This is a genomic window from Mycobacterium sp. M23085 (assembly GCF_045343915.1).
Taxonomy (GTDB): Bacteria; Actinomycetota; Actinomycetes; order Mycobacteriales; family Mycobacteriaceae; genus Mycobacterium.
Window position 1 is genome coordinate 3,032,720 of the sequence record NZ_CP174280.1, and the last position, 14,342, is coordinate 3,047,061.

General features: G+C 68.0%; 13 protein-coding genes. 6 read left to right on the forward strand and 7 right to left on the reverse strand.

The annotated features are described in order from the left end of the window. Window positions 1-17: 17 nt before the first annotated feature. Window positions 18-1,091 (reverse strand): sulfate ABC transporter substrate-binding protein, encoded by a 1,074-nt coding sequence (locus tag ACIUM1_RS13950; RefSeq protein ID WP_406813283.1) that lies wholly within the window; start codon window positions 1,089-1,091, stop codon window positions 18-20. A gap of 47 nt (window positions 1,092-1,138) precedes the next feature. On the opposite strand from ACIUM1_RS13950, the gene ACIUM1_RS13955 reads away from it, so the two are divergent. After that, complete coding sequence (locus tag ACIUM1_RS13955; RefSeq protein WP_406813284.1) at window positions 1,139-2,641, forward strand: DUF2252 domain-containing protein; 1,503 nt, start codon at window positions 1,139-1,141, stop codon at window positions 2,639-2,641. Between the two features lie 60 nt (window positions 2,642-2,701). On the opposite strand, the gene ACIUM1_RS13960 is transcribed toward ACIUM1_RS13955, so the two are convergent. From ACIUM1_RS13960 to ACIUM1_RS13970, 3 genes are read right to left on the reverse strand one after another with little or no spacing between them, the layout of a single operon-like run. Beyond that, window positions 2,702-4,243 carry a flavin-containing monooxygenase gene (locus tag ACIUM1_RS13960; RefSeq protein ID WP_406817674.1) on the reverse strand — a complete coding sequence of 514 codons (1,542 nt, stop codon included), beginning with the start codon at window positions 4,241-4,243 and terminating at the stop codon, window positions 2,702-2,704. A gap of 38 nt (window positions 4,244-4,281) precedes the next feature. Then, a complete protein-coding gene (locus tag ACIUM1_RS13965) occupies window positions 4,282-6,081 on the reverse strand; it encodes a flavin-containing monooxygenase (RefSeq protein WP_406813285.1) in 1,800 nt (599 codons plus the stop codon). Window positions 6,082-6,133: 52 nt separating this feature from the next. After that, window positions 6,134-6,751, reverse strand: coding sequence for a TetR/AcrR family transcriptional regulator (locus ACIUM1_RS13970; protein ID WP_406813286.1), 618 nt, complete (start codon window positions 6,749-6,751; stop codon window positions 6,134-6,136). 127 nt (window positions 6,752-6,878) lie between these two features. On the opposite strand from ACIUM1_RS13970, the gene ACIUM1_RS13975 reads away from it, so the two are divergent. After that, a complete protein-coding gene (locus ACIUM1_RS13975; protein WP_406813287.1) occupies window positions 6,879-7,511 on the forward strand; it encodes a TetR/AcrR family transcriptional regulator in 633 nt (210 codons plus the stop codon). Here the strand turns inward: ACIUM1_RS13975 and ACIUM1_RS13980 are convergent. Then, complete coding sequence (locus ACIUM1_RS13980) at window positions 7,473-7,958, reverse strand: DUF417 family protein (protein WP_406813288.1); 486 nt, start codon at window positions 7,956-7,958, stop codon at window positions 7,473-7,475. The two genes, ACIUM1_RS13975 and ACIUM1_RS13980, sit on opposite strands and share 39 nt — an antisense overlap. A 70-nt stretch (window positions 7,959-8,028) precedes the next feature. Next, window positions 8,029-8,643, reverse strand: coding sequence for a TetR/AcrR family transcriptional regulator (locus tag ACIUM1_RS13985; RefSeq protein WP_406817675.1), 615 nt, complete (start codon window positions 8,641-8,643; stop codon window positions 8,029-8,031). A 165-nt stretch (window positions 8,644-8,808) separates the two neighbouring features. On the opposite strand from ACIUM1_RS13985, the gene ACIUM1_RS13990 reads away from it, so the two are divergent. Next, the gene (locus ACIUM1_RS13990; RefSeq protein WP_406813289.1) at window positions 8,809-9,366 is read left to right on the forward strand and encodes a pyridoxamine 5'-phosphate oxidase family protein; all 558 of its coding nucleotides are present in this window, start codon (window positions 8,809-8,811) and stop codon (window positions 9,364-9,366) included. Here the strand turns inward: ACIUM1_RS13990 and ACIUM1_RS13995 are convergent, their stop codons facing one another. Continuing rightward, a complete protein-coding gene (locus tag ACIUM1_RS13995; RefSeq protein ID WP_406813290.1) occupies window positions 9,367-9,837 on the reverse strand; it encodes an SRPBCC family protein in 471 nt (156 codons plus the stop codon). A 169-nt stretch (window positions 9,838-10,006) separates the two neighbouring features. Between ACIUM1_RS13995 and ACIUM1_RS14000 the strand changes: the two genes are divergently transcribed. The 3 genes from ACIUM1_RS14000 to ACIUM1_RS14010 all read left to right on the forward strand — a co-directional run bounded on the left by ACIUM1_RS14000 (window position 10,007) and on the right by ACIUM1_RS14010 (window position 14,082). Continuing rightward, window positions 10,007-10,219, forward strand: coding sequence for a heavy-metal-associated domain-containing protein (locus ACIUM1_RS14000; RefSeq protein WP_406813292.1), 213 nt, complete (start codon window positions 10,007-10,009; stop codon window positions 10,217-10,219). Next, window positions 10,216-12,507, forward strand: coding sequence for a heavy metal translocating P-type ATPase (locus ACIUM1_RS14005; RefSeq protein WP_406813293.1), 2,292 nt, complete (start codon window positions 10,216-10,218; stop codon window positions 12,505-12,507). Before ACIUM1_RS14000 ends, ACIUM1_RS14005 begins: the two co-directional genes overlap by 4 nt. 174 nt (window positions 12,508-12,681) lie before the next feature. After that, window positions 12,682-14,082, forward strand: coding sequence for an alpha/beta hydrolase (locus ACIUM1_RS14010; protein ID WP_406813294.1), 1,401 nt, complete (start codon window positions 12,682-12,684; stop codon window positions 14,080-14,082). The last annotated feature ends 260 nt before the right edge of the window (window positions 14,083-14,342 follow it).

A 14,342-nucleotide genomic window follows, 5' to 3' on the forward strand; every position in this document is an offset into this window, starting at 1 on the left:
TTTTCGACGTCTTTCCGCTAAGCGCCCGACGCCGCGCCGGGCGCCGAGATCGTGTCCAGGATGCCGTTGGTGCCGAAGAACTGCTCCCGAGCGTCACTCCAATCCCGTGCGATGGCGGTGATCGGGAACAACGTGAGGGGGCGCAGCCGATCCGCGTGCCTGGCCAGAATCGCCGGCTGGAAGGGCCGATACCCGAATCGCGCCGCCAGCTCCTGGGCGGAGTCGGTGAACAGATACTCGAGATAGGCCTTCGCGTGGGCCGCCGTCGCGGGGTCGGTCACGTTCGCGTCGACCCAGGCGACCGCGGGCTGGGCGAGGATGCTGACCGGCGGATAGACGAGCTCCAATTCGTCTTTGTTTGCGGCGACCTCCCGCAGCGCCTCGTTCTCCCATGTCAGCTGGACGTCGCCGATTTTGGCCAGCGCGAAGCTGTCTGCGGCGCTGCGGGCTCCGGCGTCGGAGACGGTGACGTGCTGCAGTAGCGACTTCACGTAGGCGGTCGCCTGCGCCGGGCTGCCGCCGCGCGTGGTGACCGCGCCCCAGGCCGCCAACACGCTGAGCTGGCCGTTGCCGGACGTCCGCGGGTTGGGTGACACGACGGCGACGTCGGGGTTGATCAGGTCGGGCCAGTCGCGAATCCCCTTGGGATTGCCCTTGCGGACCACGAACGCGATGGTCGATGTGTAGGGCACCGAGGCGTTCGGCAGCCGCTGTTGCCAATCGGGGGCGACCAGCCCCCGCTTGCTGAGCGTGTCGATGTCGCTGATCGTCGCCAGCGACACCACGTTGGCTTTCTGACTGCCATCGAGCACGCTGCGGAGCTGCCGGCCCGAGCCGCCGTGAGACTCCTTGATGTTCAAGGTCGTTCCGTTATGCGTGTGGTATTCCGCGACGAATTGCTTGTCCAGCGCGGCATACAACTCGCGGGTCGGGTCGTAGGAGACGTTGAGGATTTCGTTGGCACCGCCCGACGGGAGGTTTTTCAGCACGATCGCGGTCGTGGCGACGACGATGGCCAGGACGCCCAGCAGGCTGAGCCAGGGCAGGCGCCGCGACGGGCGCCCCGCATCGGGCGGCAGCAGCTTCACCATGCCCGCCACACCTCCCAGCACCGACCATGAGTGCCAAACAGCCCCGTGTGGCACCGAACATTTTAAGAATGTTAACGATCGAGCCATCCTGCGACAGCCGTGAGAATCAGCGTGACGTAAATGCCTGCCGCGGTGATTATGCTGGTCAAATGCCGCAACGGGCGTTGCGTGAGCGCTTGATCGATGTCGAGGTGCCGAGCGAGGACCTGGGACGAGGCCGGGCGCTGCGCAAGGCCGCCCCTCGCCGGTCTCTCGCGCAGCTGACGCCAGCCACGCGAACAGCCACCGAAATTCTCGTCGCCCAAAACGCCGATCGGCTAAGCGAACTCGTTCCGCTCCGGTTTGCCCGTATGCTCGCCGACCCATTTTCCTTTTACCGAGGTTCGGCGGCGGTCATGGCCGCCGATCTGGCCGCAAGCCCGTCCAGCGGGATCGAAATCATGTGCTGCGGCGACGCGCACGTGTCGAATTTCGGGCTGTACGCCGCCCCTCATCGCTCAATCGTCTTCGACCTGAACGATTTCGATGAGGCCGCCGCCGCACCCGCGGAGTGGGACGTCAAGCGCCTGATCACCAGCGCGATCATCGGTGGCCGTCACGCTGGATACCCGGGCAAGGCCATCCGCCGCTGTGTCGAGGAGGCGCTGACGGGCTATCAAACCAGCCTCGAGGCGATGCTCGAGGAGATGAATGTTCTGGATCGCTACTACCTACGGGTGGAACCCGAGCGCTACACCGGGACAGTGTCCAAGGGTCTGCAGGCGGTGATTCAGAAGACGATCTCCCGGGCGCGCACGCGAACGTCGGAGCGAGTCTTCAAGCAGATCATGGAAACCGGCGCGGATGGAACCCCGCGCCTGCGCGAGGATCCTCCCGTCCTGCAGCACGTCGAGGAGGACATCGAAGCTCCCTTGATCGAGTCGGTTCAGGAATATCTGGCCGCGGTTCCGGCCGACGTGGCGTTGTTGCTGTCGCATTTTCGCATCACCGACATCGCGCTGCGGGTCGTCGGCGTCGGCAGCGTCGGCACCCGCTGCTACCTGGTCATCTTGGTCGGCCCCAACGGAACACCGCTGATCATGCAGATCAAAGAGGCCACTCGATCGGTGCTCGACGAATACGGCGGTTGGCCGCAACCGGACACCCTCACCGCGGCGGTCAACGCCAAGGGCCAGGGCGTGCGCGTGATTGACGGCCAGCTGATATTGCAGGCGATGTCGGATGTGTTCCTGGGGACGACCCGCAAGGACGGCCGCGACTACTACGTCCGGCAATTCCACGATATGAAGGGCAGCATCGACACCGAAGGCATGTCGGCCTCGATCTTCTCCGAATACGTCCTTGCCTGTGCCGTGCTGCTGGCCCGAGCACACGCGCAGAGCGCGAACGCGTCCATCCTGCGGGGATATGTCGGCACCAGTAGCGCCGTGCACGACGCGGTGGCCGATTGGTCGTATGCCTACGCCGACAAATCCCTTGACGACTTTCACCAGTTGCGCGCCGCGGCGGCGGCCGGCGATATCGAGGTCGCCGACGATCCCGCGCGCTGAGGGCCGGCTGGGCGTGGCTCCGCCGTATGTTCAAACGGCCGATCGTGTTGCCCGACCTGGTTACCGGCCAATCGGTTCGCGGTTATCGGCTTCGGTGTCGGTTGGCGTCGTCCGGTCGTTCGGCGCCCCGACGTGGTGCAGCCACTCCCGCCCCCGAACCCGCCAGGTGCGGCGAGCGTACTCCAGCTCGGTATAGGGCCATTGCGTGACGATTCGACCGGACGGCGATCGGAAGTAGCTGTCGCACTGGGTCCAGATGGTGCGCTCCAGGTCTGCGGAAAGTGCGTCGTTGTACCGCTTTTCGGCCTCGGGCCGCACGTCGAGGTATCCGCCGCGCCGCGCCAGCCGGGTTACCGCGCTGGCGACCAGTCGCGACCCGGCCTCGAGGATGTAGACGATGGAGTTGCCGCCCTGGTTGGTGTTGGGTCCGTAGAGCATGAAGAAATTGGGGAATCCGCTGACCGCCACTCCCAGGTAGGCGCACGGGTCGTCACCCCAGTGCTCGTGCAGCCGGCGGCCTGCGACGCCTTGCACCTCGATGCCGGACAGATAGCGGGAAGTCTCGAAGCCGGTGGCCAGGACGAGGGCGTCGCTATCGATTCGAGCGCCCGAGGCGGTGATCACCGATGTCTGATCGATTCGCGCGATGGGGTCGGTGACCAGCTCGACGTTGTCGCGCTGCAACGCCCGGTAGTAGTCGTCGCCCAGCAGCACGCGTTTACAGCGGAACGGATAGTCCGGCGTCAGCGCAAGGCGCAGCGGCTCGTCGTCCACGGTACGGCCCAGGAACGACGCCGCGATCTGCGTGCGCGCCGTCACCACGGGGTCGTCGGCAAAAGTTGCGGTGTTGTCGTGCTGGAATTTCCAGATCTGCCAGCGGGTACGGCGCAGCGCCAGGGCGCTGCGGCGGAAACGCGCCAATTCGGTTGCGCTGTACGGGCGGTCGTCCTTGGGCACCATCCAGGGTGGACTGCGTTGGAAGACCGTGACGTGCCCGGCGGTCTTCGCCAGTTCGGGCACCACCTGTACGCCGCTGGCGCCGGTGCCGATCACCGCGACGTTCCGGCCGGCCAGGTCGAGGTCATGGTCCCAGTGCGCGGTATGCAGCACCGGGCCGGCGAAGTCGCTCAGGCCGTCGATGTCGGGGAGCTTGGCAGCACCGAACAGACCGATAGCACACACGACGACGTCCGCGGTCAGGGTGGCCGGCTGCCCGCCGCGCTCCAGCTCGCAATGCCACGCGCCGGCGCGCGGGTCCCAGCGCGCGGAGCGCACCGTGGTGTCGAGCAGGAGATGGCGGCGCAGGTCGAAATCGTCGGCCACCGATTCGAGGTAGGCCAATATTTCGGGCTGCCGCGCGTAGGTGCGCGTCCAGGATGGGTTGGGGGCGAAGGAGAACGAGTACAAGTGGCTCTGGATATCGCATGCGGCGCCGGGATAGGTGTTGCGCCGCCAGGTGCCGCCGACGCCGTCGTCGCGCTCGATGATCACCAGGTCGTCGATGCCCGCACGGCGCAGCGCGACGGCCGCGCCCAGCCCGCCGAAGCCGGCCCCGATGATCGCCACCCTCGGCCCGCTGCGGCGCCGGGTCGCCGCGCGCATCCGCCCAATAGCATAGAGGGCCTGGGCTTTTCGGCTCGTCACGGTGCGCCCCCGGCGCGACGGACCAGCATGCCTTCCAGCTCCCCGTCGGCGCGCCACCGCTGCAGCAGGTCGGCATATTCGGTGGGCGCTCCGAAGAAGAAACTGCCCTGCCGAGTCTTGGCATCGGCCTTGCCCTCCCGGTTGTAGTACCCGGGCGTACAGGTCCTGGCGCGCTCGGCGCTGGCGGCCGACCGGGTCACCACCGTGTCGACCCAGGCGGCTTCGGCAGCGGGCGCCGCCTCGACTTCGGTGATGCCCTCGGCGAGGGCGGTCGCGATGATCCAGGCGACGTGGCCGGCCTGCACGTCGAGTAGGTAGGGGAAGTTCACCGTCAGGCCGGCCTGGGCGATGCTCTCGATGAAGCAGTTCGGGAATTTGGTCGTGCACAGGCCTTGGAAGGTGCGGACGCCGTCGGCCCAGTGTTCGGTGAGCGTCACGCCGTCACGGCCGATCAGTTCGAATCCGGTGCGGCGGCAGTAGTCGGTGCCCACCTCGAAACCCGTTGCGAAGATGAGGCCGTCGAGCTCGTAGCCGACGCCGTCGACGACCACACCGGTTTCGGTGATGCGCTGCACCCCGCGTCCCCGGGTGTCGACCAGGGTGACGTTGTGCCGGTTGAACGTTTGCAGATACTCGTCGTGGAAGCAGGGTCGTTTGCAGAAGTAGCCGTACCACGGTTTGAGCGCCTCGGCGGTGGCGGGATCGGTGACGATCGCGTCGACCCGGGCGCGGATCTCGTCCATCTTGGCGAAGTCGGCCAGCTCGATGTCCCGGCTGCGCTGTTCGGGATCGACGACGCCGTCGCCGTCCTGCCGCATGACGGGCAGCTTGCGGGTGATGCTCGTCCAGGCATCGGCGACCAGGTCCTGGTCGGCTTGGCCTCCGGCAGTGAGGATCTGGAAGTTCTGTATCCGCTCGCGTTGCCAGCCGGGCTGTAATGTGCGGGCCCACTGCGGATCCGTGGACCGGTTGGCCCGCACGTCCACTGAGGACGGGGTGCGCTGAAAGACGTAGAGCCGCTGCGCGGCAGCGCCGAGATGCGGTACGCACTGGATCGCCGTGGCGCCGGTCCCGATGATGCCGACGCGCTTGTCGGCCAGGTTCTGCAGCTGCTCCCCGGTGTAGGCGTAGTCCCAGCGGCTGGTGTGGAACGCATGCCCGCGGAACGCGCCGAGTCCTTCGATCCCGGGCAATTTCGGCTTCGCCTGGTACCCGTTGGCCATGGACACGAACCTGGCCCGCATTTCGTCGCCCCGGTCGGTGCGAATAATCCAGCGGGAATCCGCCGAGTCCCAACGGATTTCCCGAACTTCAGTCTGCAGGCAGGCGTCGCGGTAGAGGTCGTAGTGCTCGGCGATGCGCCGGCAATGCGCAAAGATCTCCGCGCCCTTCGCGTATTTTTCGGTGGGGGTGTAGCCCAGTTCCTCGAGCAGCGGCATGTATACGTACGACTCGACGTCACAAGCGATTCCGGGATAGCGGTTCCAGTACCAGGTGCCGCCCACGTCGGCCGCCCTGTCGATCAGCCGCACCCTGTCGACGCCTAATTGACGTAGCCGCGCCCCGGTCAACAGCCCACCGAAGCCGGCGCCGACGATCGCGACGTCTACCTCGTCGGTGAGCGGTTCGCGGGCCGGCTCACCGTTCGCCCACAGATCTTCGGCGTATCGGGCGAACGCGCCGACCGTCTCGACGTACTGGTCAATGCCGTCCGCACGCACACGGCGCGCGCGTTCCTCGGCGTACTTGCGTCGCAGCGCGTCGACGTCAAACGCCTGGCCAACGGTCTCGGTCACGGCCTCGGGTCCTCTCCCTGGCCTCGACCATATAATCAATCACTTGATCATATCAAGGGTGCGTGCCCAGCAAGGTGCCCGCGATCAGTTGCCTGGCCGACGCCAGCGCCGCGTGATAGTCCTTGGGCGGCAGCGTGGCCGCCAACTCGGTCAGGCCGTAGATCAGCGCGTAGACCGCCTCGGCGACGCCACGCTGGTCGGCGCCGCCGGCCAGCCCGCCCTGGTGGGCTGCGTCCTCGACGATGCCGTCGATGATCTCCCGGAACGCCTGGAAACCGCCCGTCGCCGGGCCGTCGAGGGCCACCGCGTGCTCCGCCCGAATCACCCACTCGAACGCCGCCAGGTCGGGGTACTCGCGCATCAGCCGGCCCGATTCGTCGAGGACCGCTTCGATTCGCGCGATCGCAGTGCCCGGACGGGCGGCGGCCTGCTGCAGTCGGGGCACCGCGATGTCGGTCCGTGCCGCCACCGCGGCCTTTATCAATTCGGCCTTGTTGGGAAAGTAGTTGTACAGGCTCGCACTGGTGACCTTCGCGGTGCGGGCGATTTCACGGATCGTCGCCCGGGCGTATCCCGCGGTCGCCACGCACCGCATGGTGGCGACGATGATCCGCTGGCGAGTCTCCGCACCGCTGGCACCGACCGGGCGCCCGCGTTGCGCCCGCGTCACGCTGCTGCTCGCACTGGTCGCGTCCCGTCCGTCGGCCGGCGTTCCGACATATCGAATATAATCGGACGATCAATTTTGTATCGGCGCGGAGGTGCGCGGTGCGCGATCAACGGACCCGCGGCGCGGAATGACCGCAACTGCGCCGCAATTGGGCCGGCCGGTGGGCGCCGACGGAGAGCAGACCCGGGCGAGAATCATCGCCGCGGCGATGCGCTGTGTGGCCGAGTCGGGCTACGCCCGGGCAACGATTCGCGAGATCGCCCGGGCCGCCGACATGACCAGCGGCAGCCTGTATCACTACTTTGCGAACAAGTCCGAGTTGCTCGAGGCCACCGTGAGCGAGATGGACCGGATCGCGGTCCCTCGGTTGCGAGCCGCCGCGGCGCGGTCCGGCAACGTGGCCGATCGCCTCGCCGCGGTGCTCGACGAGTCGAGCCGGTTGATGCGCGACTATCCCGACCTGGCCCCCTTCGAGCGGGCGATGCGCTTGGTCGGACACGAACACCGCGGCGGCGACCGGCTGCTGCAGTCCGGGCCGAAAGCGTTGCGCGACATCATCGCTGAGATCGTCGGCGACGCCCAGGCGCGGGCCGTGCTGCCTGCCGGCATCGATCCGGTCGCCGCGGTGAATGCGGTTCATGCGCTGGCGCGCGGTCTGACGGAACGGGCGGCCAGCCTGGACCCGGACGCCTACGCCACGACGCTCGATTCGGCCAAGGCGCTACTGCGGGGGACGCTCTTTACCGGCGGCGGTCAGTGAGTCGCCCAGCGTCCACAACGCAACCCCGATCAGTACCAGGTCCTTGAGGAGGAACTGGCCGGGCAGCGCCGAGAGCACCGGAAAGCCGTGAGCGTACGTCAGGACCACGCCGGGGGTGGTGAACAAAAAACTCAGGGTGCCCATGAACAGCACCACCGCCAGCGCGCTGCCCGCCGCCGAGACCCGCGGCCACAGCGGTCGTAGTGCGATGAGAAGGGCGGCAACGATTTCCATCGTTCCGAGTGCGCGCGCGACGAAGGTGGCGCTGAAGACGTCGTAGATCCAGCTCATCAGCGGGCTGTGCTGAATCAGCACGCGGGCTTCCATTTTCACGTACTTGCCCACCCCGATCCACGCCAGGACGAGCGCCAGGCCGTAGCGGCTGACGAGTTGACCCCACCGGGTCAGCGTCGGCGCCGCGGCTGGCGCCAGGGTGTGATCGATCATCTGGGGCGAAGTCCTTTCGGGCGCTGCAACGTGGGCATCTCCCAACCTACGAGTCAGGCGGCGATCGCGTTCACTGCCGTAACCGCTCGAGCCCGGTGACGATGAGCCGTAGGCCGAAGGTGAACTCGTCCGCCAACGGGACGGGCAGGTCATCGGCGACGGTGACCGTCGCGGGAAAGCGCGCCGGATCCAGCCGGTGAAACGCCGCCGAGAGTTCGGTGTCGCGTCGGCCATCGTCGGCCGTCGCCCCGGACAGCTGGATTGCGAAGCCCAGTACGTAGCGGGCCAACGTCGCGTACGCATGGGCCGCGACCGCGGGCCGAAAGCCGTTGTCGAGCAGAACGGCCAGGCAGCGTTCGCGATTGGCCAACGCGTGCGGGCCCATCGGGGTGTACTCGATCAACAGGGGTGCGACATTGCCGTGCCGGCTCAGCGCGTCGAACATGTGCTGCGCCAGCAAGATACACGCATCCTGCCACGGCAGTGCGGCCAGCTGTTCCGCGTCGAGGTCTATCTCCCCGAGTATGTGGTCGATCACCAGGGAGACCAGCTGCGACCGATTGGCGAAGTGGCGGTAGAGCGTTGCCGTGCCCGATTCCAGGCGCTGCGCCAGCGACCGCATCGAGAGCGCCTCGGGCCCCTGTTCGTCGACGAGGTCGACGGCCGCGGCCAGGATGCGGTCCATCGGCAGGGCCGGGCGGCCGCGTGGACGGCGGGGCTGCGGCCCGTTGGCGTCGCTCACGTCACGCAACGTGGCACTCCTGCCGCTTGACATCCCCGACATATTACGGACACACTGTATCCATAAATATTAGTTGGTCCATCCACCCTGATAGCAAGGACATTCGCCATGCTCCTCCCCTTGGCGGCCGAGCCCTTCACCGCTCCCACCGACCGCGACATGCTTCCCTCCGAACGGCGTGAGTTCGTGCGCACCCATCGCACCTGCGTGTTCGGCTATCGCCGCCGCAACGACGGCCCGGCGATGTCGATCGTCTACTACATCCCCACCGATTCCGGCGAATTGCTGGTCTCCACCATGGCCGGCCGCGGCAAGGCCCGCATCGTCGAACGCGATCCCAAGGTGAGCCTGTGTGTGCTTGACGAGCGCTGGCCGTTCACCTACCTGCAGGTCTACGCCGATGCCAGCATCGACCGGGATCCGGATGTGGCGGTCGACGTGATGATGGCGGTCGCCGGCCGGATGTCGGGCCAACCACTGGGCGACGAAGCCCGCCCGCACGTCCGGGAAATGTGCGAACGCGAGAACCGCGTCGTCATCCGCTGTCGGCCCTACTCCACCTTTGCCACGCCGCCACGCCATCTGCACCGCAGCGACCAGGTCGAAGAGCTCAGCCATTGGGTGTCCGGCGTGATGCCTTGGGACGCAGCCGATCCGGTGGGTTGATCACCCCGCGTAGCGGTCGCGCAGCTTGCTCAGCGTCGCTTCGATACCCGAGGCGTTCGCCGTTGCGAAACCCATCCGCTCGTAGTAGTTGAGCTTGTTCTTGAGCGTGCCGGCGTCGCGGTAGTCGAACGTCTCGGTGACCTGGGTCAGGGTCGGCGACAGCTTCTCGAATTCCCACCGCCAGCGGTGGCCCAGCGGGTGGCGCCATTCGATGAGTTCGTTCGGCATCAGTGCGGTGATCGTGCTGGTGATCCGGTAGGGAAGGCCGAACATCGTCATGCGCGTCGAAAATTTCGAGCCCTCAACGAGTTGCAGCGGCACCCGGATGTTGTCGCGCACCGTGCCCGAGCCATCGAGTTCGTGGTGACGGCGTGGGTCAGCGACTATCGCATACAGCTCCGCGGCCGGTGCGGCCACCTCGACCCTCCGACTCACCTGGCGGGGTCCCCGGTCGACGACGGTGACGGTCATGGTGGCTCCTTCCGCTACCCGGCAGCGTAATCCCGTCCACGGCCGACGAAGCCGAATGGTTCACTGGCCTGGTATCTCGGCGGCGGATCGCACCTGCGGCCGTAGGCCGCCCCGGCGAGCAGGCAGAATGGTGTGGTCAAGACCTGCCCGGGGATCGAAAAGGAGCGGCATGCCCACCAGCGAATATCGGGTGAGCGGAATGAGCTGCGGCCATTGTGAGGCCGCGGTTCGCAGCGAGGTGGCCCAGATTCCGGGCGTCAACGACGTGACGGTCAGTGCCGCCACGGGCATGCTCGTCGTCACCAGCGCGCAACCCGTCGACGCGGACGCCGTCCTCGGCGCGGTCGACGAGGCCGGCTACGAGGCCGTCCTGGTCGCATGAGCCCGCCCCCACCGCAGATCGACGGGGCCCCCGCCACCACCGGGCCGGCCGCTGCGTCCAGGATCAAGCTGGAGATCACCGGGATGACCTGCGCCGCCTGCGCGGCGCGGATCGAGAAGAAACTGAACAAGCTGGACGGGGTCGCGGCGAGCGTCAATTACGCCACCGAGAAGGCCGCCGTCACGGCCCCCGCCGGTTACGACCCGCGGATTCTCATCGCCGAGATCGAAAAGGCCGGCTACGCCGCCGACCTGCCGCAGCCCCCACCGCAGCGCACCTGTGACCGGGCCACACCGGATGATCCCGAGCTGACGTCGCTGCGGCGGCGTCTGATCGCCGCGATCGTGCTGGCCGTTCCGGTCATCGCCATGGCGATGCTGCCCGCCCTGCAGTTCGCCCACTGGCACTGGGTCTCGCTGGCCCTGACCACGCCCGTCGTCGTGTGGTGCGGCCGGCCCTTCCACGCGGCCGCCTGGTCCAACCTCAAACACGGCGTCGCCACCATGGACACCCTGGTCTCGCTCGGCACCCTGGCGGCATTCCTGTGGTCGGTCTACGCCCTGTTGTTCGGGACGGCCGGCCAACCGGGCATGCGGCACGACTTCGAGCTGACCGTCGGGCGCGACGGCGCCCCGTGCCACGTCTATTTCGAAGTCGCCGCGGGCGTCACCCTGTTCGTCCTGGCCGGCCGCTACTTCGAAAGGCGGTCCAAGCGGACGGCCGGCGCCGCGCTGCGCACGCTGCTGACGCTGGGCGCCAAGGATGTCGCAGTGCTGCGGGACGGCACCGAGACCCGCATCCCGATCGATCGGCTCGCGGTCGGCGACGAGTTCGTCGTGCGCCCCGGAGAACGGATCGCGACCGACGGCGTCGTCGTTGCCGGGTCCTCGGCCGTGGACGCCTCCATGCTGACCGGCGAGTCCGTCCCGATCGAGGTCGGCGAGGGCGACTCCGTCACGGGCGCCACCATCAACGCGGGCGGTCGGCTCATCGTCCGGGCCACCGGGGTCGGCGACGACACCCAGCTCGCACAGCTGGCCAGGCTGGTCGAGCGGGCCCAATCCGGCAAGGCCCGGGTGCAGCGGCTCGCCGACCGCGTCTCGGGGGTGTTCGTGCGCGTGGTCATGGCGCTGGCGGCGGCGACCCTGGCCGGTTGGCTCGCGGCGGGCTTCTCGCCCACCACCGCCCTGACCGCGGCCGTCGCGGTGCTCATCATCGCCTGCCCGTGCGCGCTCGGGCTGGCGACTCCGACCGCCCTGCTGGTCGGCACGGGACGCGCCGCTCAGCTCGGCGTCCTCATCAACGGGCCGGAGGTGCTGGAGTCGACCCGCAGCATCGACACTATCGTGCTCGACAAGACCGGCACCGTCACGACCGGCAAGATGACCCTGGTCGACGTGATCGTCGGGACCGGATCCGACCGCACCACGCTGTTGCGCTACGCCGGCGCCCTGGAACATGCCTCCGAGCATCCCGTCGCGCAGGCAATCGCCCGGGGCGCCGCGGCGCAACTCGGCGTTCTCCCACCGGCCGCCGACTTCACCGGGATCAACGGCGAGGGCGTGCGGGGCACGGTCGACGGTCGCACCGTCGTCGTCGGGCGGGAGACCCTGCTGACCGAATGCGGAATCCGCCTCGACGCCGGCCTCTCGGCGGCCAAAGCCCGTGCCGAGAGCGAGGGCAAGACCGCCGTCGCCGTCGGCTGGGACGGCGCGGTCCGCGGCGTCCTGGTGGTCGCCGACGCCGTCAAACCGTCCAGCGCCGAGGCGGTGCGGCAGTTCACCCGGCTGGGCCTGACGCCGGTGCTGCTGACCGGCGACAACGCCACCGTAGCGGCGCACATCGCCGACGAACTCGGCATCCCGCAGGTCGTCGCCGACGCGACCCCCGCGGACAAGGTGGCCGCAGTCGAACGCCTGCAAGCGCAGGGCAAGGTGGTCGCCATGGTCGGTGACGGGGTCAACGACGCCGCGGCGCTGGCCGCCGCCGACCTTGGCCTGGCCATGGGTACCGGCACCGACGTCGCGATCCAGGCCGCCGACCTCACCGTGATCCGCGGTGACCTGCGTGCCGCTGTTGACGCGATCCGGCTCTCCCGGCGAACCCTGACCACCATCAAGACCAACTTGCTGTGGGCCTTCGGATACAACCTCGTCGCGATCCCCCTGGCCGCGCTCGGCATGCTCAATCCGATGTTCGCCGGCGCGGCGATGGCGGGCTCCAGCCTGCTCGTCGTCGGCAACAGTCTGCGGCTGCGCTCGTTCACCAGCGTCATCAACGACGCATGACCCGGGGAGCCCGGGTCTCGCTCAGCTGGTCCGCCCCACACGCGGAAACGGTCGCCTGACGGGCCGCGATCGTATGGGATAGTGGGTCCGGCCGCCGTCTCCGGTGACCCCGACCGGCCCTTGGATACTCACCTCACCCGCGCGCAGCGATCGATCTAGCGAAGGTCACGACCGTTGGAGCAGTTCTTCGGACGACTGTCCCTGTTGCACGGCTGGTTTCCGCCCGCCGTGCAGGGCCTGGCGCTGCTTGTGCTGATCGTGGCGATCCAGTGGCGCGCGCGAAGCTGGCTCAAACGGGTGCTGCCGGTGGCGGTGATCGCGGCCGTCGCGGTGACCCTGCTGGCCCGGTGGTACATCACCTCGCTCGGGGTGGCCGGCGACCCCGCACCGACGGCGCTGTGGCTGTGGATCGCGATGAGCGGTTTGGCCGCCGCGGTCTTCCTGGTGGGATGGCGCGGAGTCCGCTGGTGGCGGCGCGGGGTGGCGGTGCTCGCGATACCGCTGTGCGTGCTGTGCGCGGCCATGGCGCTCAACGGCTGGGTGGGCTACTTCCCCACCGCACTCGCAGCGTGGAACCAACTGACGTCCGTACCGTTGCCCGATCAGATCGACCGGCTGCGGGTGACCGAGATGCAGGTCGCCGGCACCCGGCCGACCAAGGGCGTGGTGGTGCCGGTGGACATCGACGGCAACGGCCCGTCTGGCTCGCACTTCGCCCACCGCCGGGAATTGGTCTATCTGCCGCCCGCATGGTTCAACAGCAACCCGCCACCCCGGCTGCCGTCGGTCATGATGATCAGCTCCGCCTTCAACACCCCGGCCGACTGGCTGGGCCCCGGCGGCGCCTTCACCGCCGTCGACAACTTCGCCGCCGCGCACCACGGGTTCTCCCCGGTGCTGGTGTTCGTCGATCCCACCGGCTCCTTCGACAACGACACCGAGTGCGTCAACGGCACCCGCGGCAATGCGGCCGACCACCTGACGAAGGACATCCAGCCGTTCATGGTGTCGAACTTCGGCGTCAGCGCTGATCGGGCCAACTGGGGGGTGGCGGGATGGTCGATGGGCGGGACCTGCGCCGTGACTCTGGCCGTCATGCATCCGGAGCTGTTCAGCGCGTTCGTGGACATCGCGGGTGACCGCGGGCCCAACGGCGGCTCCAAAGACCAGACCGTGGCCCGCTTGTTCGGCGGCAATCACGACGCCTGGGCCGCCTTCGACCCGGTCACCGTGATGACCAAGCATGGTCACTACGACGGCCTGTCGGGATGGTTCGACGTACCCGGATCGGACGGGGCGCACAACGTCGGACAGGAAGGCAATCCCGCCCTCGTCGCGTCCAGCAGCGATCCCGCCGCCAACCCCGAGGGCCAGGACATCGCGGCGCACTCGCTGTGTGCGGTCGGCGCGGCCAACGGCATCGCCTGCGCGGTGGTCACCCAGCCGGGCAAGCACGACTGGCCGTTCGCCGCGCAGGCGTTTGCCACGGCGCTGCCCTGGCTGGCCTCGACGATCGGCACGCCCAATACCGAACCGGTGCAGCTGCCGCAACGGGCCGCCGGGGAACAGCATTGATCCTCAAAGCTTGTCCGGCAGTCACGGTGCTGATCGGGCTTCCCGGTAATTCACAGCTGACCCTCCCGTAACGCAGCCGCCATATGAGCACGGCGAATGGTACGGTTCGCTGCTGTGGCCTTGATGTTGTGCGCCGACGGCGGCTCCTGCGGGGGCTTGCTCGTTGCGCCGCGCGCCACATTAAATGTGCGAATACTCGGGCCGAATTCGCCATTTCCATTACCGCGTGATCGTTTCTTCGACGCCCTCACTTGTTAGCT

Coding starts and splice junctions, on each gene's coding strand:
- ACIUM1_RS13980 (WP_406813288.1), bottom strand. CDS start 7,958: ATGATCGATCACACCCTGGCGCCAGCCGCGGCGCCGACGCTGACCCGG.
- ACIUM1_RS13960 (WP_406817674.1), bottom strand. CDS start 4,243: ATGCGCGCGGCGACCCGGCGCCGCAGCGGGCCGAGGGTGGCGATCATC.
- ACIUM1_RS14005 (WP_406813293.1), top strand. CDS start 10,216: ATGAGCCCGCCCCCACCGCAGATCGACGGGGCCCCCGCCACCACCGGG.
- ACIUM1_RS14000 (WP_406813292.1), top strand. CDS start 10,007: ATGCCCACCAGCGAATATCGGGTGAGCGGAATGAGCTGCGGCCATTGT.
- ACIUM1_RS13950 (WP_406813283.1), bottom strand. CDS start 1,091: ATGGTGAAGCTGCTGCCGCCCGATGCGGGGCGCCCGTCGCGGCGCCTG.
- ACIUM1_RS13985 (WP_406817675.1), bottom strand. CDS start 8,643: ATGGACCGCATCCTGGCCGCGGCCGTCGACCTCGTCGACGAACAGGGG.
- ACIUM1_RS13990 (WP_406813289.1), top strand. CDS start 8,809: ATGCTCCTCCCCTTGGCGGCCGAGCCCTTCACCGCTCCCACCGACCGC.
- ACIUM1_RS13975 (WP_406813287.1), top strand. CDS start 6,879: ATGACCGCAACTGCGCCGCAATTGGGCCGGCCGGTGGGCGCCGACGGA.
- ACIUM1_RS13995 (WP_406813290.1), bottom strand. CDS start 9,837: ATGACCGTCACCGTCGTCGACCGGGGACCCCGCCAGGTGAGTCGGAGG.